The organism is Herbiconiux moechotypicola, assembly GCF_024979255.1.
In the GTDB taxonomy this organism is placed as follows: Bacteria; Actinomycetota; Actinomycetes; order Actinomycetales; family Microbacteriaceae; genus Herbiconiux; species Herbiconiux moechotypicola.
Window position 1 is genome coordinate 156261 of the sequence record NZ_JANLCN010000005.1, and the last position, 22108, is coordinate 178368.

At 70.9% G+C, this 22108-nt stretch carries 19 protein-coding genes; 11 read left to right on the plus strand and 8 right to left on the minus strand.

Going from position 1 to position 22108, the window contains the following annotated elements:
- Position 1 precedes the first annotated feature (1 nt).
- From N1031_RS09785 to N1031_RS09800, 4 genes are all read left to right on the plus strand, one after another.
- A complete protein-coding gene (locus N1031_RS09785; protein WP_259479444.1) occupies positions 2-904 on the plus strand; it encodes an ABC transporter permease in 903 nt (300 codons plus the stop codon).
- 121 nt (positions 905-1025) lie between these two features.
- A complete protein-coding gene (locus N1031_RS09790) occupies positions 1026-2696 on the plus strand; it encodes an ABC transporter substrate-binding protein (protein ID WP_259479445.1) in 1671 nt (556 codons plus the stop codon).
- 33 nt (positions 2697-2729) lie between these two features.
- Positions 2730-4040, plus strand: a complete 1311-nt coding sequence (locus N1031_RS09795; RefSeq protein WP_259479446.1) for an NtaA/DmoA family FMN-dependent monooxygenase — start codon at positions 2730-2732, stop codon at positions 4038-4040.
- A gap of 31 nt (positions 4041-4071) precedes the next feature.
- The gene (locus tag N1031_RS09800; protein ID WP_259479447.1) at positions 4072-5271 is read left to right on the plus strand and encodes a multidrug effflux MFS transporter; all 1200 of its coding nucleotides are present in this window, start codon (positions 4072-4074) and stop codon (positions 5269-5271) included.
- Between the two features lie 33 nt (positions 5272-5304).
- Here the strand turns inward: N1031_RS09800 and N1031_RS09805 are convergent, their stop codons facing one another.
- Positions 5305-5718 (minus strand): winged helix-turn-helix transcriptional regulator, encoded by a 414-nt coding sequence (locus N1031_RS09805; RefSeq protein WP_259479448.1) that lies wholly within the window; start codon positions 5716-5718, stop codon positions 5305-5307.
- Between the two features lie 65 nt (positions 5719-5783).
- Between N1031_RS09805 and N1031_RS09810 the strand changes: the two genes are divergently transcribed.
- Positions 5784-8084 (plus strand): LLM class flavin-dependent oxidoreductase, encoded by a 2301-nt coding sequence (locus tag N1031_RS09810; protein WP_259479449.1) that lies wholly within the window; start codon positions 5784-5786, stop codon positions 8082-8084.
- A gap of 18 nt (positions 8085-8102) precedes the next feature.
- Here N1031_RS09810 and N1031_RS09815 read toward each other — a convergent pair whose 3' ends face one another.
- The 4 genes from N1031_RS09815 to N1031_RS09830 all read right to left on the minus strand — a co-directional run bounded on the left by N1031_RS09815 (position 8103) and on the right by N1031_RS09830 (position 12307).
- On the minus strand, positions 8103-8816 hold the full coding sequence (locus tag N1031_RS09815; protein WP_259479450.1) for an alpha/beta hydrolase: 714 nt from the start codon (positions 8814-8816) through the stop codon (positions 8103-8105).
- A 122-nt stretch (positions 8817-8938) separates the two neighbouring features.
- Positions 8939-10906 (minus strand): heavy metal translocating P-type ATPase, encoded by a 1968-nt coding sequence (locus N1031_RS09820; protein ID WP_310795679.1) that lies wholly within the window; start codon positions 10904-10906, stop codon positions 8939-8941.
- The gene (locus N1031_RS09825) at positions 10903-11250 is read right to left on the minus strand and encodes an ArsR/SmtB family transcription factor (protein ID WP_375163631.1); all 348 of its coding nucleotides are present in this window, start codon (positions 11248-11250) and stop codon (positions 10903-10905) included. Before N1031_RS09825 ends, N1031_RS09820 begins: the two co-directional genes overlap by 4 nt.
- 214 nt (positions 11251-11464) lie before the next feature.
- A complete protein-coding gene (locus tag N1031_RS09830; RefSeq protein WP_259479452.1) occupies positions 11465-12307 on the minus strand; it encodes a GntR family transcriptional regulator in 843 nt (280 codons plus the stop codon).
- A gap of 247 nt (positions 12308-12554) precedes the next feature.
- On the opposite strand from N1031_RS09830, the gene N1031_RS09835 reads away from it, so the two are divergent.
- Both N1031_RS09835 and N1031_RS09840 read left to right on the plus strand, forming a co-directional pair.
- Complete coding sequence (locus N1031_RS09835; protein ID WP_259479453.1) at positions 12555-13871, plus strand: NtaA/DmoA family FMN-dependent monooxygenase; 1317 nt, start codon at positions 12555-12557, stop codon at positions 13869-13871.
- 47 nt (positions 13872-13918) lie between these two features.
- The gene (locus tag N1031_RS09840; protein WP_259479454.1) at positions 13919-15211 is read left to right on the plus strand and encodes an NtaA/DmoA family FMN-dependent monooxygenase; all 1293 of its coding nucleotides are present in this window, start codon (positions 13919-13921) and stop codon (positions 15209-15211) included.
- Between the two features lie 96 nt (positions 15212-15307).
- Here N1031_RS09840 and N1031_RS09845 read toward each other — a convergent pair whose 3' ends face one another.
- The 3 genes from N1031_RS09845 to N1031_RS09855 are packed head-to-tail and all read right to left on the minus strand — an operon-like array spanning position 15308 to position 18022.
- Entirely contained in the window at positions 15308-15700 is a 393-nt protein-coding gene (locus tag N1031_RS09845; RefSeq protein WP_259479455.1) for a DUF1801 domain-containing protein, read from the minus strand.
- Positions 15697-16842 (minus strand): AI-2E family transporter, encoded by a 1146-nt coding sequence (locus N1031_RS09850; RefSeq protein ID WP_259479456.1) that lies wholly within the window; start codon positions 16840-16842, stop codon positions 15697-15699. The genes N1031_RS09845 and N1031_RS09850 overlap by 4 nt, the downstream gene beginning before the upstream one ends.
- A gap of 46 nt (positions 16843-16888) precedes the next feature.
- On the minus strand, positions 16889-18022 hold the full coding sequence (locus N1031_RS09855; RefSeq protein ID WP_259479457.1) for an NAD(P)-dependent alcohol dehydrogenase: 1134 nt from the start codon (positions 18020-18022) through the stop codon (positions 16889-16891).
- 100 nt (positions 18023-18122) lie between these two features.
- On the opposite strand from N1031_RS09855, the gene N1031_RS09860 reads away from it, so the two are divergent.
- From N1031_RS09860 to N1031_RS09875, 4 genes are all read left to right on the plus strand, one after another.
- Entirely contained in the window at positions 18123-18935 is an 813-nt protein-coding gene (locus tag N1031_RS09860) for an alpha/beta fold hydrolase (RefSeq protein WP_259479458.1), read from the plus strand.
- Positions 18936-19182: 247 nt separating this feature from the next.
- A complete protein-coding gene (locus N1031_RS09865; RefSeq protein ID WP_259479459.1) occupies positions 19183-19932 on the plus strand; it encodes an ABC transporter ATP-binding protein in 750 nt (249 codons plus the stop codon).
- Positions 19932-20786 (plus strand): ABC transporter permease, encoded by an 855-nt coding sequence (locus tag N1031_RS09870; protein WP_259479615.1) that lies wholly within the window; start codon positions 19932-19934, stop codon positions 20784-20786. The genes N1031_RS09865 and N1031_RS09870 overlap by 1 nt, the downstream gene beginning before the upstream one ends.
- 137 nt (positions 20787-20923) lie before the next feature.
- Positions 20924-22084, plus strand: a complete 1161-nt coding sequence (locus N1031_RS09875; protein ID WP_259479460.1) for a hypothetical protein — start codon at positions 20924-20926, stop codon at positions 22082-22084.
- Positions 22085-22108 lie beyond the last annotated feature (24 nt).

Sequence of the window (22108 nt, forward strand, 5' to 3'; positions counted from 1 at the left end):
GATGACCGCCACGACCGAACCCACGGCCACGACCGCACCCACCACCACGCCGCAGGCGACCGTCACGACCAAGACCACGGATGCGCGCCCGCGCCGCCGCGTCATCTGGTGGCGCCTCGTCCCGGCCGCCGTGCTCGCCGTGCTCGCCCTCATCGGACCCTTCATCACCCCCTACCCGGCCACCCGCGTCTCCGGCACCTCGGGGACCGCGCCCGGGGCCGAGTACTGGTTCGGCACCGACTCCACGGGGCTCGACGTGTTCTCGCAGACCCTCGCCGCCACCCAGCTCAACGTGTTCATCGCGGTGAGCGTGGTGCTGCTCGCCACGCTCATCGGGGTGGTGCTCGGTCTCGCCATCGGGATGAACGAGTCACGCCCCGGCCCGGGTGGCCTCACGGCACGCGGCACCGGGCGCATCGTCGACTTCGTGCAGGCGGTGCCCTCGGTGATCGTGGGTCTCGTGCTGGTGTCGTTCTTCGGGGCCTCCATCGGCACGATCGTCGTGGCGATCGCCGTCATCCTCGCCCCCATCCAGGTGCGTCTCGTGCGCGCCGAGGTGCTGCGGGTGCGCGGCGAGGCCTACCTCGACGCCGCACGCATGGCGGGCACCAGCGAGCTGGTGCTCACCCTGCGGCACGTGCTGCCGAACTCCGTGCGCCCCGCGGTGGCGAACATGTCGGTGCTCTTCGGCGTCAGCGTCATCCTCACCGCGGCACTCGGATTCCTCGGCGCCGGCCTGCCGCCACCCACGGCCGAGTGGGGCGCGATGATCGCGCGAGGGGCGACGGATGCGGCGGTCGGCCGCTGGTGGCCCGGCGCCTTCCCCGCCCTGGCGCTCGTGCTCGCGGTCGCCGCCGTGTCGCTCGCCTTCAGTGCCTTTCCGCGGGCCGGTTCCCGGCGCTGAGCGGCGATCCGATCGATCCACCCCCTGCACCTTCACTCTCCTCCTCCCGTTCCACCTCCCTCGCTCCATGCCGTCATGCCCGCGCGGCCCCGTGCCGCGCCCTCACCGATAGGACAACGTCATGCCCGAACACAGCCCGACCACACCCCGCGCCCGGCGCGCACGGCGCACCCCGCGCATCCGGGCCCTCGCCGCCCTCGCCGCGACCTCGGCGGCCGCGCTCCTCCTGGCCTCCTGCTCAGCCTCGAGCGACGCCGCCACGCCGGCCACCGCCACCGTCATCGAGGCGGTGCCGTCGCTGCCCACCTCGTTCGCCTACGACGACGGCGACTTCACCTACGCGGGCTTCGAGTTCCAGGTGAACACCAACGCGCAGCTCATCCGCAACCCCTACGTCGAGAACGCCGACGGCGACCTGCAGCAGGACTACTTCAGCTTCGAGGGCGAGCTCGCCGAGAGCTACGACGTGAGCGACGACGGACTCACCTACACCTTCCACCTGCGCGAGGGAGTGCTCAGCCAGGCGGGCAACGAGCTCACCGCCGACGACGTGCTCTGGTCGTACGAGCGCAAGTGGAACACCGCCTCCGTCGCCCCGCTGCTCTCCTCGCCCGCGATCGTCGACCCTGCCCGGCAGTTCAGCAAGATCGACGACTACACCGTGCAGATCACGGTCGACCGCGCCGGCGACGGCTTCACCCTGCTGGCTCTGCTGGCCAACGTGAGCGCCGACATCTTCGACAGCACCCTGCTCAAGGAGCACGAGTCGGCCGACGACCCCTACGCCGTGGCCTGGTCGGCCGAGAACGGCAACTACGGCTTCGGCGCCTACATGCTCGAGAGCATGACCCCGGGCGAGGAGCTCGTGCTGGTGGCGAACCCGAACTACTACGACGGCGAGCCCGAGGTGAAGAAGGTCATCCAGCGCGTAGTGGCCGACGCCGGCACCCGCACCAACCTCGTGCGCAACGACGACGTGCAGGTGGCGGTGCAGCTGCGCCCCGCCGACCTCGTCGAGCTCGAGGAGTCTGGCGCGGCGCAGACCTTCCTGGCCGACTCCATCAACTACTCCACCGCCATCCTCAACACCACCTCGGGGCCCTTCGCCGACGAGGCCGTGCGCACCGCGTTCCGCTACGCCATGCCCTACGAGCAGATCATCGAAGAGGTCTACAAGGGCCGAGCCGAGGCCATGACCGGCTTCATCAACCCGAACTACCCGGGTGGCACGCTCGAGGGCCTGGAGCCCGGCAGCTACCAGCCCGAGAAGGCCAAGGAGGTGCTTGAAGCGGCCGGTTACACCGAGCCGGTGCCGATCACGATCCTCACCTCGAACGGGGTTCCGGATGCGCAGGAGGTCGCCGTGCAGATCCAGACCTACGCCGCCGACGCCGGGTTCGACGTGTCGATCGACGCCGTGCCCGTGGCCACCGCCAACGAGAAGTACTACTCGAAGAACTTCGACGCGTACATCCAGCGCGACCAGGCCATCAGCCAGTCCCCGCCCTACGAGCTGCTGCTGTCGTACACGAAGGACTCCCCGCTCAACAACTCCGGCTGGACCAGCGACGAGTACTACGCCGCCGTGGCCGAGGGTGTCGAGGCCGGAGACGCGCTCTCCGAGGCCGCCGGGGTCGCGTGGAACAAGGCGCAGCAGATCTGGCAGGCCGCGTCGCCGGCCGTGCCGATCGCGTTCATCGAACCGTCGCCCGCCTTCAGCAACACCATCACGGGCTACGCCAACCGGTCGGATGCGGTCATCGACTTCTCGAACGTCACCTTCGTCGAGTAGCCACAGCAGAAACGCAGAAAGAGAGAGCACCACATGTTCCACTTGGGATGGTTCGTCGGATCGGGCTTCAGCGTCCAGTCCTGGAACGACACCTGGTCGGGTGTCGGCCGCAAGGAATGGATGAAGGCCGACCTCTACATCGACATGGCCCGCTCGCTCGAGCGCGCCGGCTTCGACTACATGATGTTCGAGGACGGCCTGCTCGTGCCCGACACCTACCAGGGGTCGATGGAGCACTACCTGGGCAAGGCGATGGAGACCCCGCGCAACGACCCCACCGCGCTCATCGGCATCCTGGGGCGTGAGACCAAGCACATCGGTCTCATCCCCACCATGTCGACGTCGTTCTACCCGCCGTTCATGGCGGCCCGGATGATCGCCACGCTCGACCATCTCTGCGACGGTCGGGCGGGTGCCAACCTGGTCACCTCGTCGAACCACGGCGCCGCCATGAACTTCGGGCTCGACCAGCACTACGAGCACGACCTGCGCTACGACATGGCGGGCGAGTGGATCGAGCTGGTGAGTCAGCTGCTGGCGTCGTGGGAGCCCGACGCCGTGGTGTTCGACGACGAGAAGGGGGTGTTCGCCGACTACCGGAAGGTGCACCAGATCCACTTCGAGGGCAAGTACTACAAGTCGCGCGGGCCGCTCAACACGCCGCCCGGGCCCCAGGGCAAGCCCGTCATCTGCCAGGCGGGAGGCTCGGGGGCCGGGCGCAAGTTCGCCGCGGCGAACGCCGACACCATCGTGTGCGTGCCCCTCGGCCTCGAGGCCATGAAGGACTACCGCGACGACATCTCGCGCCAGATGGTCGAGGCCGGGCGCGACCCGAAGGACTGCAAGGTGATGTACCTGGTGAACCCCGTGGTCGCCGACACCGAGCGGGCGGCGCGCGAGATCTACGACGCGCGCCGTGCCGCCCGGCAGTCCGACGACTTCCTGCACCAGGCCTTCGCCACCATGTCGTACTTCTCGGGCATCGACTTCTCGCAGTTCGACCCCGACGAGCCGATGCCCGACCTCACCGGCAAGGTGAACGGCCACCAGAGCTCGATGGCCCGCTACGCGAAGGACGGCGAGGGCAAGACCCTGCGCGAGCTCGCCCTCGGGCAGGACGTCGTGGAGTCGATCGAGCTGGTCGGCACCCCCGAGCAGGTGGCGGAGAAGATGGGCGAGGCGATGGAGTACGTGGGCGGCGACGGGTTCCTGCTGGCCAACAGCATCGACCGGCGGAGCGTCGCCACCATCGCCGACGGCCTGGTGCCCGCGCTCCGGCGCCGGGGGCTGGTGCGCTCGGAGTACGAGTTCGAGCACTTCAAGGACAACCTGCTGGCGTTCTGAGCCGGTCGGGAATCGACCTCGTGATCGACTCGTGATCGACTCGCAGCAGCCCCGGGTGCGGGCCATCGGCCCGGGGCTGCTCGTCTTCCTCGGCGCCATCTCGGTGCTCGGCCCGCTCTCGATGAGCATCGTGCTGCCGGGCCTGCCCGAGATGGCGGTGTCGCTCGGTGCCACCGAGAGCGCCGTACAGGTGTCGCTGTCGGCCTGCGTCATCGGCCTCGCCGTGGGTCAGCTCGTGGCCGGGCCGCTCTCCGACTCGGTCGGGCGGCGGTTGCCGCTGCTCGTGGGCCTTGCGGTGTGGACCGTCGTGACCGCGCTCTGCGCCTTCGCCCCGACGGTCGAGGTGATGATCGCGCTGCGCCTCGTGCAGGGTCTGACCGGCGGAGTCGGCATGGCCATCGGGCGAGCTGTCGTGCGCGACCTCGCCGACGGCGACGAGCTGGTGCGGCAGTACTCCCGGCTCGCCCTCGTCTCCGGGGTGGCACCTGTGGTGTCGCCGTCGCTCGGCACCCTGGTGATGCTCGTGGCGCCCTGGCAGGGCATCTTCGTGGCGCTGGCGGTGGGCGGATGCGCGCTGCTGGTCTACCTGCTGGTGCGGTTTCGCGAGTCGTTGCCGGCGTCGCGCCGCCGGCCCCCGGGGCTCCGGCGGCTCGTGGCCGACTACCGGGCGTTGCTCGGGTCGTGGTCGTACGTGGCGCCGACGCTCGTGGTGGGGTTCGCTTACGCGGCGATGTTCTCGTACGTGCTGTCGTCGTCGTTCGTCTTCCGCGAGGCGTACGCGGTGCCGGCGGCCGTGTTCAGCATCCTGTTCGGGGTCAACGGTGCCGGGTTCGCGGTGGCGAGCCAGCTGGGCTCGCGGCTCGCGCTGCGGTTCGGGGTGGTGCGCGTGGTGGTGACCACGCTGCCGGTGACCTTCGCCGCGTGCGCGACCATGGGCATCCTGAGCCTTGCCGGGGTGGGGGAGTGGTGGGCGCTCGCGGCGCCGCTGTTCGTGATGGTGACCTCGCTCGGCGTGGTGATGCCGCTCGGCATGACCTGGGCGATGCGCTCGCAGCCCGAGCGGGCGGGGGCCGCCTCAGGGCTGCTCGGCCTCGGGCAGTTCGCCATCGGGGGTGCGATCGGGCCCGTGGTGGGGCTCTTCCCCGTCTCGAACCCGCTGGCGCTCGCCGCGGTCACTGCGTGCTGCGTGCTGCTGGCGTTGGGCATCACCTCGACCGCCCGCTCCCGCTGACGCCGATCGCGAGGTGCCCCTGCACCGCGGTCGTCATCCGGGCGAAGGCTCGTCCCAGCGATGGCTCCAGGCGACGAGGGGCTGGAGCGAGCGCATGAGGTCGGCACCGCGGGGAGTGAGGGCGTAGCGCACCTGCACGGGGGTGGTGGCGATCACCGTGCGCTCGACGAGGCCCGCGAGCTCGAGCTCCTTGAGGCGCTGCGACAGCAGGCGGTCGGAGAGGCCGGCCACCGAGGCGACGATCTCGCTGAACCTGTGGGCGCCTCGCGCGATGGCGAGGAGGATGCCCGAGCTCCAGCGGCGGCCCACCAGCTCGAGCGAGCCCTGGAAGGTGCGGCAGGCGTCGTCGTCGATGCGGTGCCAGGCGAGCTCGTCGTGGGGGGCGGGGCCGGGGGTGCGGCTGGGGGCAGGGCCGGCGGGCGCTGGAGCCATCGAGGGGGAAGTCACTTACCCATGATAAGCCACTCACGGAGGCGTTGCCTCCGCCTCCGGACCGCGACAGCATGGCTGTCATGCCCCACTACGGCCACGCTCTGCGCTTCGGCACCTTCGTCACGCCTCTCAACTCCCCGGTCGCGGCAGCGGTCGATCGTGCGATCCTCAGCGAGGAGCTGGGGTATGACCTCGTCACGCTGCAGGACCACCCCTACCAGCCGTCGTTCCACGACACCTGGACCCTGCTCACCTGGATCGCCGCGCGCACCGACCGCATCCATCTGGCCCCCAACGTGCTCAACCTCCCCCTGCGGCAGCCCGCCGTCCTGGCCCGTTCGGCGGCGAGCCTCGACCTGCTGAGCGGAGGCCGCCTCGATCTCGGTCTCGGTGCGGGAGCCTTCTGGGACGCGATCGTCGCCATGGGCGGCTCTCGCCTCACGCCGGGACAGGCCGTCGACGCCCTCGGGGAGGCGATCGACGTCATCCGGGGCATCTGGGACGTCTCCGACCGGGCGCCGCTCCACGCGGGCGGTGAGCATCATCGTGTCGACGGCGCCAAGCGCGGGCCGGCGCCGGCCCACGACATCCCGCTCTGGATCGGCGCCTACAAACCCCGGATGCTGCGGCTCACCGGGCGCAAGGGCGACGGGTGGCTCCCTTCCCTCAGCTATCTCCAGCCGGGCGATCTCACCCGCGGGAACGCGGCCATCGACGAGGCGGCCAGGGCGGCCGGACGCGACCCGCGCGAGATCAGGCGCCTGCTCAACATCGGCGGTCGTCTCACGGTCGGCGGCGGTGCCCCGACGGCTCCGTACTCGGGAGGGCCGCTCGAGGGTCCGAGCGGATTCTGGATCGACACCCTGGTCGAGCTCGTCGTGGAGGAGGGGATCGGCACCTTCATCCTGGGCTCCGACGACGAGGGTCAGCTGCGGCGCTTCGCCGACGAGGTGATGCCCGCGGTGCGGGAGCAGGCCGATCTCGCCCTCCGCGCATCCGGGATCGCGGTCGACGGGGTCGAGCGGCCGGTGCGCAACTCCATCTCCCTCGCGAAGCGGCGCGGAGGGATCGACTACGACTCCCTGCCCGACTCGCTCGTGGCGCGGGCCGTCGAGCCGGGGGACGCGGGTTTCGCCCGGGTGCGCAGCACCTATCTGCGAGGCGGGTCGCCGGGCATCGTGCTGAGGGTGCGGTCGGTGGAGGAGGTCGTCGACGCGCTCGGGTTCGCCCGCGCGCATCCGGAGGTCGCCTTCGCGGTGCGCAGCGGCGGGCACGGCATCAGCGGGCGGTCGACCAATGACGGCGGCATCGTGCTCGACCTGTCGGCGCTCGACACGATCGAGGTGCTCGACGAGAGCACGCGGCGGGTGCGCATCGGTCCGGGGGCGCGATGGATGGACGTGGCGGCCGAGCTCGCCGCGCACGGCTGGGCGCTGAGCTCGGGCGACTACGGCGGAGTCGGCGTGGGCGGGCTCGCCACCGCGGGCGGTGTGGGCTGGCTGGTGCGGGAGCACGGTCTGACGATCGATCACCTGAGGGCGGTGGAGATCGTGCTCGCCTCGGGTGAGGTGGTGCGCGCCTCCGACACCGAGAACAGCGAGCTGTTCTGGGCGGTGCGCGGAGCCGGCGCCAACTTCGGGGTCGTGGTGGCGTTCGAGTTCGAGGTCGACGAGGTGGGTGAGGTGGGCTGGGCGCAGCTCGCCTTCGACGCGAGCGACACGACCGGGTTCCTCGAGCGCTGGGGGCGCACTGTGGAGGGGGCGCCGCGCGACCTCACGAGCTTCCTGCTCATGGGCGGCTCCCGGCCGGGCCGTCCGCCGGTGGCGCAGGTGATGGCCGTGGTGGACTCGTCAGACCCCGCCGTCATCGTGGAGCGCCTGCAGCCGCTGGCCGAGACGGCGCCGCTCGTCGACCAGTCGGTGCAGCTCGTGCCCTACGCGGCGCTGATGGCCAACGCGCAGGGCGGCGACCACGACGCCCAGGGCGAGCCTGCGGCACGCTCGGGGCTCGTCGAGCACATCACCCCGGAGTTCGCGGCGGCGATCGCCCGCCTGCTGGAGAGCGGGGCGGTGTACTTCTTCCAGATCCGGTCGGTGGGAGGAGCTGTCTCCGACGTCGACCCCTCGGCCACGGCCTACGCGAACCGGTCGGCGAACTTCTCCGTGATCGCGTTCGGTTCCGACCGCTCGCGCCTCGATGCGCTCTGGGACGAGCTCGCCCCCCACTTCTCGGGCCTGTACCTCAGCTTCGAGACCGACCTCCGCCCAGAACGCGTCGCCGACGCCTTCCCGCCCGCCACCCTCGCGCGGCTCCGTACCCTCAAGGCGCGCTACGACCCGGCCAACCTCTTCCGCGACAACTTCAACCTCACTCCGCGCTGACCGCTGTCGGGGCGGCGGTCAGCCGAGTTCGGCGATCGCGTCGGTGATGAGCTTGACGACCTCGGCCGGGTGGGAGCGCATGACGAGGTGGGGGGCGTCGATCTCGACGACGGTGCGGAGGCCCGCCCGCTGATAGCCGAAACGCTCCACGTCGGGGTTGATGGTGTGGTCGGCCGACGACACGATGCCCCAGGCAGGCTTCGTCTTCCAGGCCGCGACCGGCGCCGCCTCGCCGAAGGCGAGGGCGGCCAGCGGGCGCTGAGACACCGCGAGCACCTCGGCATCGGCGATGTCGACCCCGGCGGCGAACACCGACGGGAAGGCGTCGATCTTCACCGACACGTCGGTGCCCGGCTCGCCGCCCTCGACCGGGAACGGCGTGTAGACGAGATTCGCCGCGAGGTCGGAGTCGGGGAACCCGCCCTGCAGCTGCCCGAGGCTCTCGCCCTTGTCGAGCGCGTAGCCCGAGAGGTACACCAGTCCGACGACGTTCTCCGCCACCCCGGCGACGGTGATGACCGCGCCGCCGTAGGAGTGGCCCACGAGCAGCACAGGGCCCTCGATCTGCTCGACGACCGAGCGGATGTACGCGGAGTCGCCCAGAAGACTGCGGTTGGGCACGGCGGGCACGCGCACGGTGTACCCCTGGTCGAGCAGCTGCCGTGTGACGGGCGCGAAGCTCGCCGAGTCGGCGAAGGCCCCGTGGACGAGGACGATGGTGGGAGCGGGCATGGCGTGGTTCCTTCCAATGGGAGGTGGCCTCCCCCACGCTATGCGCCCCGGCGGCCGGTGTCGTGATCCCCTCGGGGTCACCCCCGGCCGGAGCCGGCATGAGGTGTGTGGGCGCCGCCGCGTCAGCGCTCCCAGGCGCGTCGGCGGAGGAGACGGAGGCCGTTGAGGGCGACGATGACGGTGGAGCCCTCGTGCCCGGCGACGGCGAGGGGGAGTGGCAGGGTGCCGACGAGGTCCCATGCCACGAGCACCGTGATGAAGGTGGCAGCCACCACGAGGTTCGCGATCACGAATCGGCGGGCACGGCGCGAGAGCCGGATGACGTTCGGGATGGCCGTCAGCTCGTCGCGGATGACGACGGCGTCGGCGGTGTCGAGGGCGAGGTCGGAGCCGTGCCGGCCCATCGCGACCCCGGTGCTCGCGACCGCGAGGGCGGGGGCGTCGTTGACGCCGTCGCCGACCACCATGACGGCGGTGCCGTCGGCCTCGAGGCGGCGCACCGCATCCGCCTTGTCGGCCGGCAGCAGACGTGCGTGGACCTCGCGGATACCCGTCGCGTCGGCCACCGCGGCCGCGGTCGACTCGTTGTCGCCGGTGAGGAGATGCACGGGGTGGTCGGTGAGGGCGGCGATCGCCGAGACCGCCGCGGGGGCGTCGTGACGGAGGGCGTCGTGGAGGGTGATGGTGCCGGCGCGCATCCCGTCGACCGTCACCACCACGACGGTGCCGTCCTCCTCGTGTTCCATGGCCTCCTGAACGACCGACACCGCGCATCCGTCGACCACCCCCTCGACCCCGCGCCCCGGCAGGGCCGTGAAGCCCGTGGCGGCGGGGTGACCGTGGGGCGCGGCCGCGCGCACGATCGCCTTGGCCAGCGGATGCTCGCTCTCGGCTTCGAGGGCAGCCGCGAACCGCAGCACGGCGACCTCGTCGAACGGCGGCACCGCGTGCACCGAGCGCACCTCCGGGGCGCCGACGGTGAGGGTGCCGGTCTTGTCGAACGCGACGAGGCCGGTGCGTCCGAGGCGCTCCATCACGGTCGCCGACTTCACGAGCACGCCGTGCCGTCCGGCGTTCGCGATCGAGGCGAGCAGCGGAGGCATCGTCGACAGCACCACGGCGCAGGGCGACGCCACGATCATGAAGGTGATGGCGCGCAGGAGCGCCGCCTGGAACTCGTCGCCGAGGGCGAGCGGCACCCCGAACACGAGCAGGGTCGCCACCACGACCCCGATCGAGTACCGTTGCTCCACCTTCTCGATGAACAGTTGCGTGCGGGCCTTCGTGGCCGAGGCGCTCTCCACCAGCGCCACCACGCGGGCGATCACCGACTCCGAGGCCGGGCGGTCGACCCGGATGCGCAGCGAACCGGTTCCGTTCACGGTGCCCGAGAGCACGGTGTCGCCCGCGCGACGGCGCACGGGTGTCGACTCGCCGGTCATCGCGGCCTGGTCGACCTCCGACTCGCCGCGCACGACGGTGCCGTCGGCGCTGATGAGCTCGCCGGGACGCACGAGGATGAGGTCGCCTGGGGTGAGAGAGGACGAGAGGACGGACTCGGTGGTCTCGTCGCGTCCGCCCTCCGCGCTCACCTCGGTCTGGACGATCCGCTCGGCGCGTTCGGGCGCGAGGGTCAGCAGCGACGACACCGAGTCGGCCGTGCGCTGGGTGACGATCGCCTCGAGCGCGCCCGAGGTGGCGAAGATGACGATGAGCAGCGCCCCGTCGAACACCTGGCCGATGCTCGCGGCGGCGATCGCGGCGACGATCATGAGCAGGTCGACGTCGAGGGTCTTCTCGCGGATCGCCCGCAAGCCGGCGAGAGCGGGCTCCCATCCGCCCGCCGCGTAGCAGGCGAGGTACAGCGTCCACCACGTCCAGTCGGGTGCACCGGCGAGCTGCAGCGGCCAGGCCACGAGGAACAGCGCGAGCGCGAGGGCCGCCCAGCGCACCTCGGGCAGTCGCGAGCCCGTCCGCACGAGCGAGGGCGGCTTGGGGAGCACACGCCCGCCGTCGCGCACGGGGCTCGCGGGGGGCGCGTCGCTCGCGTCGGTCTGGACTCCGGATGCGCGACCCGCGGGCGCCGTCACGTCACCTCTCCCCGCCGGTGCTCCGCATCCGGTGCGCTGTCGGCCTCGCGGTGGTGGTGGGGCGTGCCGCCGAGCGAGTGCTCGGCCTGGAAGATGGCGTCGGCGACGAGCTGCTGGGCGTGCTCGTTGGCCAGCCGGTAGATGATGCGCGTGCCGTCCTGGCGAGTGCTCACCATGCGCGCGAGCCGCAGCTTCGCGAGGTGCTGCGAGACCGCCGCGGGGCTCTTGCCCACGATCTCGGCGAGCGCGTTCACGGGCAGCTCACCCGCATCCCGCAGCGCCATCACGATGCGCACCCGCGTCGCGTCGGCGAGCATCGAGAACACCTCGACCGCCAGTTCCACGTACTCGCTGTCGGGCAGCCGCCCGCACCGCCCCGCGCACCCGTCCTCACCTCTACCGCTATCTGCATTCATACGCAGATTAAAGCACAACCCGCGCATCCGGAGAACCTGGCCGCGATCGACCCGTCAGTAGGTGCCCCCTGATGCTGTTGACGGGGCACTTACTGACGGGCCGATCGAGATGAAACGGGCGGGCAGCGCGGGAGGGCGGGGCTCAGACCGCGTGGGGGAGGGAGCTGCTCATGGAGGAGATGGCGACGCGGTCGCTGCGGTAGTAGGTGTAGCTGAGCTCGCGGGCGACGCCGTCCACATCCCGCACCAGCACCTCGTTGAGCAGGATCGGCGCCCCCTCGTCCACCCCGAGGATGGCGGCGGTGCGCGCCTCGCAGCGGATCGCCTCGATGGTGGAGTGACTCGACCCGAACGGCGCGCCGTACAGCTGGCGGAACGCCTCCTCGTAGGGCGGCGGATTGACGGTGCCGAAGGCCCGCAACGCCTTCTGCACGAGGTCGGGGTCGCCGGCCACGTAACCGACCCGCAACGAGATCGGGGCGTCGTCGACGTGGAAGCGCGACTCCGAGAGCACCCCGATGCGCGCCTCGGTCTCGAGCCGCTTGCGCACCACCGGTGACAGGATGACCCGCTCGGTGCGCGTCTGCTCGATGCACAGCCGCCCCCGGTCGGCACCGAGCGCCATACCGCGCGGCACCACCTGCCCGCCGTCGACGTGGATCATCTCGTGCACCAGCCGCGTGCCGCTCTTGGTCTGCCGGATGAGCAGGCCTTCGTCGGCCAGCTGCTGCAGCGCCTTGCGCACGGCGTTGCGGCTCGCGCCGAGCGTCACGGCGAGCGAGTCCTCTGCCAGGGCGTCGCGCGTGGTGAGCTCGCCCGAGCGCAGGAGGGTGCGCAGCATCTCGTAGGCGCGCCGCGCCGAGGTCTCGCCCGGGGAGGAGACCGGGGTGACCTCGGCGCGATGGCCGTAGAACTCCTGACGGCGCACGCGTTCGCGCCGGGCGTGGAAGACGGAGGGGCGGTAGTGGTTCAGGTGCTCGCTCAAGGGTGGATCCTTCGGGAGAAGAGGTGCACGGATGACGGCTCTGCTCTTTCACGTTAACGAAAGGAAACGTTCAGGCAACGGCTCCCAGCGAATCGACTCGCAAACGTAACAGGTGGCGTAATCGGGGAGACACGGGGGAGGAATGCGGCTGAAACACGGCGCCTCCAGGGTGGTCTCACGACGAAGGTCCCCGCGGATGCGCGGTGGGCGATTCGCAAACGAGACGCGCAGATGAAGGGGGAGCGGGATGTTCCATCTCGGCTGGTTCGTGGGCAACGGCTACGGCCTCAACTCGTGGGGCTCCGACTGGGCGGGCAGCTTCGACCGCAGCTGGACCGACGCCTCCAACTACATCCAGCTGGCCCGCTCGCTCGAGCGCGCATCCTTCGACTACATGATCTTCGAAGACGGGCTGATGATCCCGAACGCCTACGAGGGCAGCATGCGCGCCTACCTCAAGCACGCGCTCGAGGGCCCGCGCAACGACCCGACCGCGCTCGTGGCCGTGCTCAGCCAGCACACCTCGCGCATCGGCCTCATCCCGACCCTCTCCACCTCGTTCTACCCGCCCTTCATGGCGGCCCGGATGCTCGCCACGCTCGACCACCTCACGCACGGGCGCGCGGGCGGCAACCTGGTGACCTCGTCGAGCCATCGCGCCGCCGAGAACTTCGGCCTCGACCAGCACTTCGAGCACGACCTGCGCTACCGCATGGCGGGCGAGTGGGTGGAGCTGGTGGAGGCGTTGCTGGCCTCGTGGGAGCCGGATGCGGTGGTGTTCGACGAGGCGAGCAACACCTACGCCGACCACACGAAGGTGCACGAGATCGACTTCGAGGGCGAGTTCTACCGCTCGCGCGGGCCGCTCAACACGCCGCCGGGGCCGCAGGGCCGGCCGGTCATCTGCCAGGCCGGCGGCTCGCCCGCGGGCCGCGACTTCGCCGCGCAGCACGCCGACACCATCATCGCGGTGCCGCTCGGAATCGACGGGATGCGCGAGTACCGCGACGACATCTCGGAGCGCATGCGGCGGTTCGGCCGCGACCCCCGCGACTGCAAGGTGATGTTCATGGTCAACCCCGTCATCGGCGAGACCGACGACGACGCCGAGGAGGAGTACTCCCGGCGCTGGGCGATGCGCGACAGCGAGGCCTATCTCGAGTCGAGCCTCGCGACCATGTCGTACTTCTCGGGCATCGACTTCTCGCAGTTCGACCTCGACGAGCCCATGCCCGACCTCGCGGGCCAGGTGAACGGGCACCAGAGCTCGATGACCCGCTACGCCAAGGACGGCGCCGACGGCCGCACGCTCCGGCAGCTCGTGATCGGGCACGACACCGTCGAGTCGCTGCGGCTCGTGGGCTCGCCCGCCACGGTGGCGGCGCAGATGACCGAGGCCATGGAGCACGTGGGCGGCGACGGCTACCTCTTCACGAGCGCCGGCTTCGACCGCCGGCACATCGCCGCGGTGACCGACGGGCTGGTGCCGCAGCTGAAGAAGGCGGGTGCCGTGCGGTCGGCCTACGAGCACGAGCACTTCCGCGACAACCTGCTCGCGTTCTGAGCGCGACACCCCTCTGACTCCCTCATTTCACGAAAGGCGGGCATCCGATGTTCCATCTCGGCTGGTTCTACGGCTTCCAGGTGCAGTCCTGGAACGGCACCTGGTCGGGCAGCGACGGCGCCACCGAGTGGATGACGCCCGACATGTTCGTCGAGGCCGCGCAGGCGATGGAGCGGGCGGGCTTCGACTGCATGGTCATCGAAGACGCGCTGTTCGTGCAGGACATCTACAAGGGCAGCGCCGAGTTCACCCTCTCGAACGCGTTCATGGCCCCCAAGCACGACCCCATGCCCTACGTGCCGGTGATGGCGGCGGGCACGAAGCACCTGGGCTTCATCCCGACCGTCACCACCTCGTTCTACCCGCCGTTCCTGGCGGCGCGCCTGCTCTCCACGCTCGACCACGTGACCGGGGGGCGGGTGGGCGCCAACCTCGTGATGAGCCACAACGACCGCACCGCGCAGAACTTCGGGCTCGACGGCCAGGCCGAGCACGACCACCGCTACGAGATGGGCGACGAGTGGGTGGAGCTGGTGAACCGGCTCTGGGGCTCCTGGGAGCCGGATGCGCTGGTGCTCGACGAGGAGGCGCACGTCTACGCCGACCACACGAAGGTGTCGCGCGTCGACTTCGAGGGGTCGTTCTACCGCTCGCGCGGGCCGCTCAACACGGCGCCGTCGCCGCAGGGGCGCCCGGTGCTCTGCCAGGCCGGAGGGTCGCCGCGGGGCCGTGACTTCGCGGCGCGCAACGCCGACATCCTGCTCAGCAACGTGCAGGGCATCGAGGCGATGAAGGAGTACCGCGACGACATCCGTGCCCGGGCAGCCGCCTTCGGCCGCGACCCCGACGACATCAAGATCGTCTTCCTGGTCTCGCCGGTGCTGGGGGCGACGGATGCGGAGGCCACTCGCCGCTGGGACCGCATGGTGGCCGCCACCGAGCAGAACCTCGAGGCGAACCTGGCGTTCCTCTCCTACTACTCGGGCATCGACTACTCCACGCTCGACCTCGACGCGCCCATCCCGCACCTGTCCACCAACGCCAGCCGCAGCACGATCGCGCACACCAAGGAGCAGAGTGCAGGGCAGACCCTGCGGGAGTACGCCTCGCATCCGGTGCGCTCGTGCGTGGAGCTGATCGGTTCGCCCGACACGGTGGCCGAGCGGATGGGGGAGGTGGCCGAGGAGGTGGGCGGCGACGGGTTCCTCATCAGCCTGCCGCTCACGCGCCGCACGATTGCGGAGGTCACCGACGGGCTGGCGCCGGCGCTGCGGGCGCGCGGTCTCATCCGCGACGGGTACCCGCACGCGACGCTGCGGGAGACGCTGAAGGAGTTCTGAGCGCCGGCGCGTCGGCGCGGCGCTTCGCTTTCGCCACGCGAGAGCGCGATCGGGGCGTGGAGCGGGTCGGTGCGCGGGAGGCGTGGCGTTGCGGCGTCAGTGGAGCTGCGCGACCCAGGCCGCGAGGGTCGTGCGGAGGGTCGCCAGGTCGTCGGCGGGGAGGGGCGAGCTCGTGAGGGTCACGACGAGGCGGTTGCGGCCCGCCCACTTCGCGCCGGCCGGGAGCGGGTCGACGACGATCTCGGGGTGATCGGGCTTGGCGGCCGCGCCGGTGTGCAGCACGAGCTGGACGGCGGTGGGGCGGCGCAGCTGCAGCGTGGCGAAGTCGTCGGCGAGCGCGTAGTTCGGGGAGTTCCACTTGACGTTCTCGACCACGCCGGGCAGGGCGAGCAGTTCACGACGGAGGACGTCGATGCTCTCGGCGAGGGGGTGGGCGCGCTCGGCGAGGAGGGCGTCGACCTCGGGCGATCGGGAGGGCGTGGCAGTCATGCGGTAGTGGTGGTGCGTTCGTCGGGCGAGGGCTCGGCGAAGGGCGGTGCGGCCTCTGTCGGCGGGTTCCAGGCCTTGAGGATGGCCCAGGCGACGGCGGCGATCGGCACCGAGATGACGGCGCCGATGATGCCGCCGAGGATGGTGCCCGCGGTGAGGGCGACCAGGATGACGAGCGGGTGCAGCTTGAGCGACTTCGCCTGCACCACGGGCTGGAGGAAGTTGCCCTCCAGCTGGTTCACCGCGATGACGATGGCCACCACGATCAATGCCACGACCGGCCCGTTCGCCACCAGGGCGACGAGGGCTGCCAGGATGCCCGCCACGGTGGCACCCACGATCGGGATGAACGCGCCGATGAACACGATGACCGCCAGCGGCAGCGCGAGCGGCACCTGAAGGATCGCGAGCCCGATGCCGATGCCCGCGGCGTCGACGAACGCGATGATCGCCGTGCCGCGCACATAGCCGCCGAGGGTGCGCACGGCGGTGGAGCCGATGCGCCGGCCCCGCTCGAGCCCGCGGCCGGTGAACGGGCGGAGGAAGAAGGCCCAGATGCGGTCGCCGTCTTTGAGGAAGAAGAACAGCACCACCACGGCCAGCAGCGCACCCGTGATGACCTCGGCCGCGGCCGACACCCCCGCGAGCGCCCCCGTGCCGAACTGGCTGCTCGTTACGAAGCCGAGCAGCGCATCCCGTGCCCCGTCGATCTGCTCCTGCGAGATCGGGAGCGAGCCCGACTGCAAGAAGTCGGCGATGTGGTCGATGCCCTCGACGGCCGAGCTCGACAGCTCCTCCCACTGGCCGCGCACGGCGAACACGATGAGGGTGACGACGCCGCCGAACACGACGATGCCGCCGATGAGCGTGATCCAGGTGGCGAGGATGGCCGAGAGGCCCCGGCGGCGCAGCCAGCCGATGACGGGCGAGAGCGCGGCGGCCAGGATGAGCGCGATGAGCACCGGGATGACGACCAGCTTGAGCTGCACGAGCCCGATCACGACCACGGAGACGAGGGCGAGCGTGAGCAGGATCTGCGCGCTGCGGATGCCGACCTCGCCGAGCCGGTCGGTGAGGAGGGACGCGAGCGTGGGACGCGGGCGGCGGGGATGCGCGGTGGGTGGTGTCGGCTCGGTGCTCATGCGACCACCCTCCCACGCGGAGGGTCGCGGCGCTCTCCCGACGTCGTCAGAACACGAGCACGGGTTTCACGACCTCGCCCGAGGCGGCGGCTGCCGCCGCGTCGGGAAGGGAGCGGAAGGGGAACCGCCGTTGCAGCCGCTCGAGCGGGAACCGCCCGTCGCGCCAGGCCGCCACGAGCTCGGGCAGGAAGCTCCGCGGATCGCTGTCGCCCTGCGCGACTCCGCGGATGACCCTGCCGGGCAGCAGCCGGTTGATGTCGAACGAGGCCCGGGTGCCCTCGGGCGGCGACCCGACCACGGCGCATTCACCGCGCGGGGCGAGCGTGGTGACGAGCTGCTCCAGCACCGCGCTGCTGCCGGTGGCCTCGATCGCGGCGTCGACCCCGCGGCCGTCCGTCGCCTCGAGGAGCGCCCGCGCGAAGTCGCCGTCCGCATCCGGGACCACCGTGACGTGCGCGCCCAGCTCGCGCGCGAGCTCGAGCCGGGCGGGCACCCTGTCGACCACGACGATCCGCACGCCGGCGACCCGGCCGTCCTGCGCGCCGGGCAGCAGCGCGCACGCCATGACGGCCGCGAGTCCCACGGCGCCGGCGCCGGTGACGGCGAGAGTCGACCCTGGCGTGGGGCGCAGCACGCGCAGCACCGCGCCCGCCCCGGTCTGCATGCCGCAGCCCAGCGGTGCGAGCACGGCGAGCTCGTCGTCAGTGGTGTCTGCCGGCAGCACCACCACCGAGCGGGCCGGCACGATCGCCTCGGTGGCGAACGACGACTGCCCGAAGAAGTGGGCGTTCAGTGCTCCGGATGCGCGGTGCACGGTGGCGGAACCGTCGGCCCGCCGCCCGCCGAACAGGTTGAGGCTCTGGTGCGACTCGCAGGCCGAGGGGTGTCCGGATGCGCAACCGCGGCACCGCCCGCACGACGCGAAGGAGAGCAGCACGCGGTCGCCCGGCCGCACGTCGGTGACGTCGTCGCCCACCTCCTCCACGACCCCGGCGCCCTCGTGCCCCAGCACCCCCGGCAGCGGGAACGGCAGCGCACCGCTCGCGGCTGAGAGGTCGGTGTGGCACACGCCGGTGGCCACGAGCCGCACGCGCACCTCGTCGGGCCGCACGGCGTCGAGCCGCACCTCCTCGAACCGGAACGGCTCTCCCGCCGCCTCCGTCACCGCCGCGACCGTCACTCTCCGACTCCTCCTGCACAGCGCTCCGTCATGGGGCCATCCTTCCCCATCCGCGCCTCACCCATTGCCCGGGGAGAGGACGGGCGGGCAGAGTGGGCGCATGTCCAGACTGAGCGACCTGTTCGAGGCGGCGCACGATCCCCGGGCGCCGCTGCTGCACGTGGCGTTCGACACCGGCGATCACGGGCAGCCCGGCCCGGTGGTGGTCATGATCCACGGCATCGCCTCGTCGGCCGCCACCTTCGTGTTCGTGCGGCCGCTGGTGGAGCCCGGGCACCGGGTGATCGCCATCGAGCTGCTGGGGTTCGGTGGCTCGCCGGCGCCCGAGAACGCCGAGTACACGCTCGAAGAGCACGTGGCGGCCATCGCCCGCACCATCCGCGAACTCGAGCTCGACCGCCCGTTCGTGCTCGTGGGCCACTCGCTCGGCACCCTCATCGCCGCCCGTTACGCCGCCACCCACGGCGACCGGGTGTCGAAACTCGTGCTCGTCAGTCCGCCGGTGTACCTCTCGCCCGACGAGATCGGCGACCCGCGGGTGCGGGGCGCCGTCGGCGGCTACCTGCAGGCCTACCGCTTCTTCCGCGCGAACAAAGACTTCACCATCGCCCACGCGGCCGTGGTGTCGAAGCTGCTCCCGGTGAAGCACGTGATGGAGATCACCGAGCAGAACTGGACGGCGTTCGTAAAGTCGCTCGAGCATTGCATCGAGTCGCAGACGGTCATCAGCGACCTCGCGCGGGTCGAGAGCCCCATCGAAGTGGTCTACGGCCGGTTCGACGAGTTCCTCGTGCCGGGCAACCTCGCCATCATCGAACGGATGCGCGGGGTCACCACGCACGTGGTGAACGCGAGCGATCACATGATCCGCAAGCCGATGGCGCGGGTGGTCGCGGCGGCCATCGGAGCATAGCTTCTGTCTCCGTGTCTCGCCCTCTGTAACGCCGTCATGGCAGCAGGAGGCCGTGGGTAAAAACCGTGTAACAGCAGCGTCGAGGCGCGCCGATCCGCTTGATCGGCCGCGCATCCGGCCCCTAGCGTCGAACCACGGCGAGCGACACGCCCCACCGTCTGCAGAGACAGAGCGGCGGCTGTGTCTCCGCTCGGTCCGCGCCCATCGGGCGTAGGTGCGCACGTTCCGACCTCCCCGTGGAGCCCCCGTGACCCTCGACACCCAGGTAGCCGCCCCGGCCGTCTCCTTCCGGCAGGTGACGAAGGAGTTCGACGGCGTGCCCGCGCTGGCTCCGGTCGATCTCGACATCCGCCCGGGTGAGTTCGTGTCGATCATCGGCCCCTCCGGATGCGGCAAGTCGACGATGCTCCGGCTCGGCTCCGATCTCGACGCCCCCTCCAGCGGCGACGTGGAGCGCTCGAGCGACAACGTCGGCTACGTGTTCCAAGACGCCACTCTCATGCCGTGGCGGACGGTGCGCCGCAACGTCGAGTTTCTCGGCGCGCTCGACGGCCTGCCGAAGGCCGAGTTGCGCGACCGGGTCGACCGGGCGCTCGCCACGGTCGGGCTCACCGATTACGCGCACCTGCTGCCGAAGCAGCTCTCGGGCGGCATGCGCATGCGCACGAGCCTCGCCCGCTCGCTCGTGCTCGAACCCGACCTCTTCTTCTTCGACGAACCGTTCGGGGCGCTCGACGAGATCACCCGCATGCGGCTGAACCAGGAGCTCATGTCGCTCTTCGCCGAGCGCCGCTTCGCCGCCCTGTTCATCACGCACTCGGTCGACGAGTCGGTGTTCCTGTCGACCCGGGTGCTCGTCATGTCGCCGCGCCCCGGTCACGTGGTGGCGGAGTTCGAGGTGCCGTTCGAGTACCCCCGCCCGGCGTCGCTGAAGTTCACGCCCGAGTTCGCCGAGCTCGAGCGCCAGGTCGCCACCGCTCTCGGGGAGGTGTCGTGATGCAGACCGTCGCCGAGAAGCGCGCTTCCGCCGGCGCGGCCGCCGCCGCGGCCCGCCGGGCGCGCAAGAAGACGCAGCCGTGGACCATCCGCATCCTGCCGCCCGTGCTGTTCTTCGTGGCGATCATCGGGGTCTGGTACCTCATCTCCTACGTGGTGCTCGACCCGGCGCGCCAGTTCCTGCTGCCGCCCCCGCAAGACGTCATCATCGAGGGCTTCCTCGCCGAGGAGGCCAGGGCCGACATCTTCTCGGCGGCGTGGGAGTCGCTCAAGGTCGCCGTGATCGGTCTCGCGATCGCCTTCGTGCTCGGCTCGGTGCAGGCCGTGCTGATGAGCCAGGCGAAATGGATCGAGAACATGCTCTACCCCTACGCGGTCTTTCTGCAGACCATCCCCACGCTCGCGATCGTGCCGGTGATCGGCTTCTGGTTCGGCTACGAGCTGGCGCCCCGCGTGATCGTGTGCGTCATCATCGCGATCTTCCCGCTCATCATCAACCCGCTGAAGGGACTGCTCGGAGCCGACCGGGGACTGCACGACCTCATGACGCTGAAGAAGGCGAGCCGGTGGAAGCGGCTCACGCAGCTGCAGATCCCCTCGGCCATGCCCGACGTGTTCACCGGCCTGCAGTCCGCCGCGGGGTTGGCCGTGGTCGGCGCGGTCGTGGGCGACTACTTCTTCGGCCGCGGCGCGATCGGTCTGGGGCTGCTCATCTCCCGCTACAGCGCCCGGCTGCAGGCGGCCGAGATGCTCGCGACGGTGCTGGTCGCGTGCGCGCTCGGCCTCGTCATGTTCTGGATCTTCGGCCTCCTCGGCCGCAGGATCGTCGGCCGCTGGTCGGATGCGTGGGCCTGAACCCGGCCACCGCCCCCCTCCGCACCACCCGCATCCGCCGCACCACGTCCATCCGCACCACTCCCGCACCACACATCCGCATCACTCCCGCACCACCACTCCCGCATCACCTCCCGCACAGCGAAAGGATCCGCACCATGGCCTCCGCCCCCCTCCGCACCCTCCGGGTCGCCGGCGCCCTCGGCGTCGCCGGCTCGATGGCCCTCGTGGCCGCCTGCTCCTCCGGTTCCTCCGGCGCCGAGACGAGCGCCACCCCAGCCGCCGAGGGCGTGCTCTCGGGCATCTGCCCCTCGACCGTCGTCATCCAGGCCGACTGGGAGCCCGAGTCGGAGCACGGCGGCATCTACGAGCTGCTCGGCGACGACTACACGGTCGACGTCGACAACAAGTCGGTGACCGGCTCGCTCGTGTCCGGCGGCGAGCCCACCGGCGTGAACGTCGAGATCCGCATCGGCGGCTCGTCGGTCGGCTACCAGCCGGTGCAGTCGCTGCTCTACCAGGACCCCGACATCCTCATGGGTTACGGTCGCGTCTCCGAGACCATCCCCTCGCTCGAGGAGACCCCCGTCGTGTCGGTGTTCTCGACCCTCGAGAAGAGCCCCTACGCCATCTACTGGGACCCGGCCACCTACCCTGACGCCGAGACCATCGCCGACCTCAAGGCCGACGACGTGAAGATCTTCATGGGCTCGGAGGCCACCGTCTGGCAGGACTTCCTGGTGGGCACGGGCGTCATCGACGCCAGCCAGATCGACCCCTCGGATGCGCCCAAGCCCGCGACCTTCGTGGCCGCCGGCGGTGCCGTGGCCGAGGCAGGCTTCGCCAGCGCCGAGCCCTACCTCTACGAGGTGGAGACGCCGGAGTGGGGCAAGCCGGTGAAGCTGCAGCTCATCCACGACACCGGGTTCCCCGAGTACTTCCAGTCGATGATCGTGCGTGCCGACGACGTGACGGCGCAGTCGGAGTGCCTGAGCGCCCTGGTGCCGATCCTGCAGCAGGCCGAGGTCGACTACATCACCGACCCGACCGCCACGAACGAGCTCATGGTCGGCCTGGTCGACGAGTACGCCACCGGCTGGATCTACACCCTCGACAACGCGAACTGGTCGATCGAGGAGCAGAAGGAGCTCGGCCTCGTGGGTAACGGCGCCGACGGCGCACTCGGCAGCTACGACGAAGAGCGCGTGCAGACGCTCATCGACCTCGTGGGTGAGTACACCGACTACGACACCTCCTCGCTCACCCCGGCCGACCTCGTGACGAACGAGTTCATCGACCCGAGCATCGCGCTGCCGTAAGGCGGCGCAGCAGACCAGGGTCGC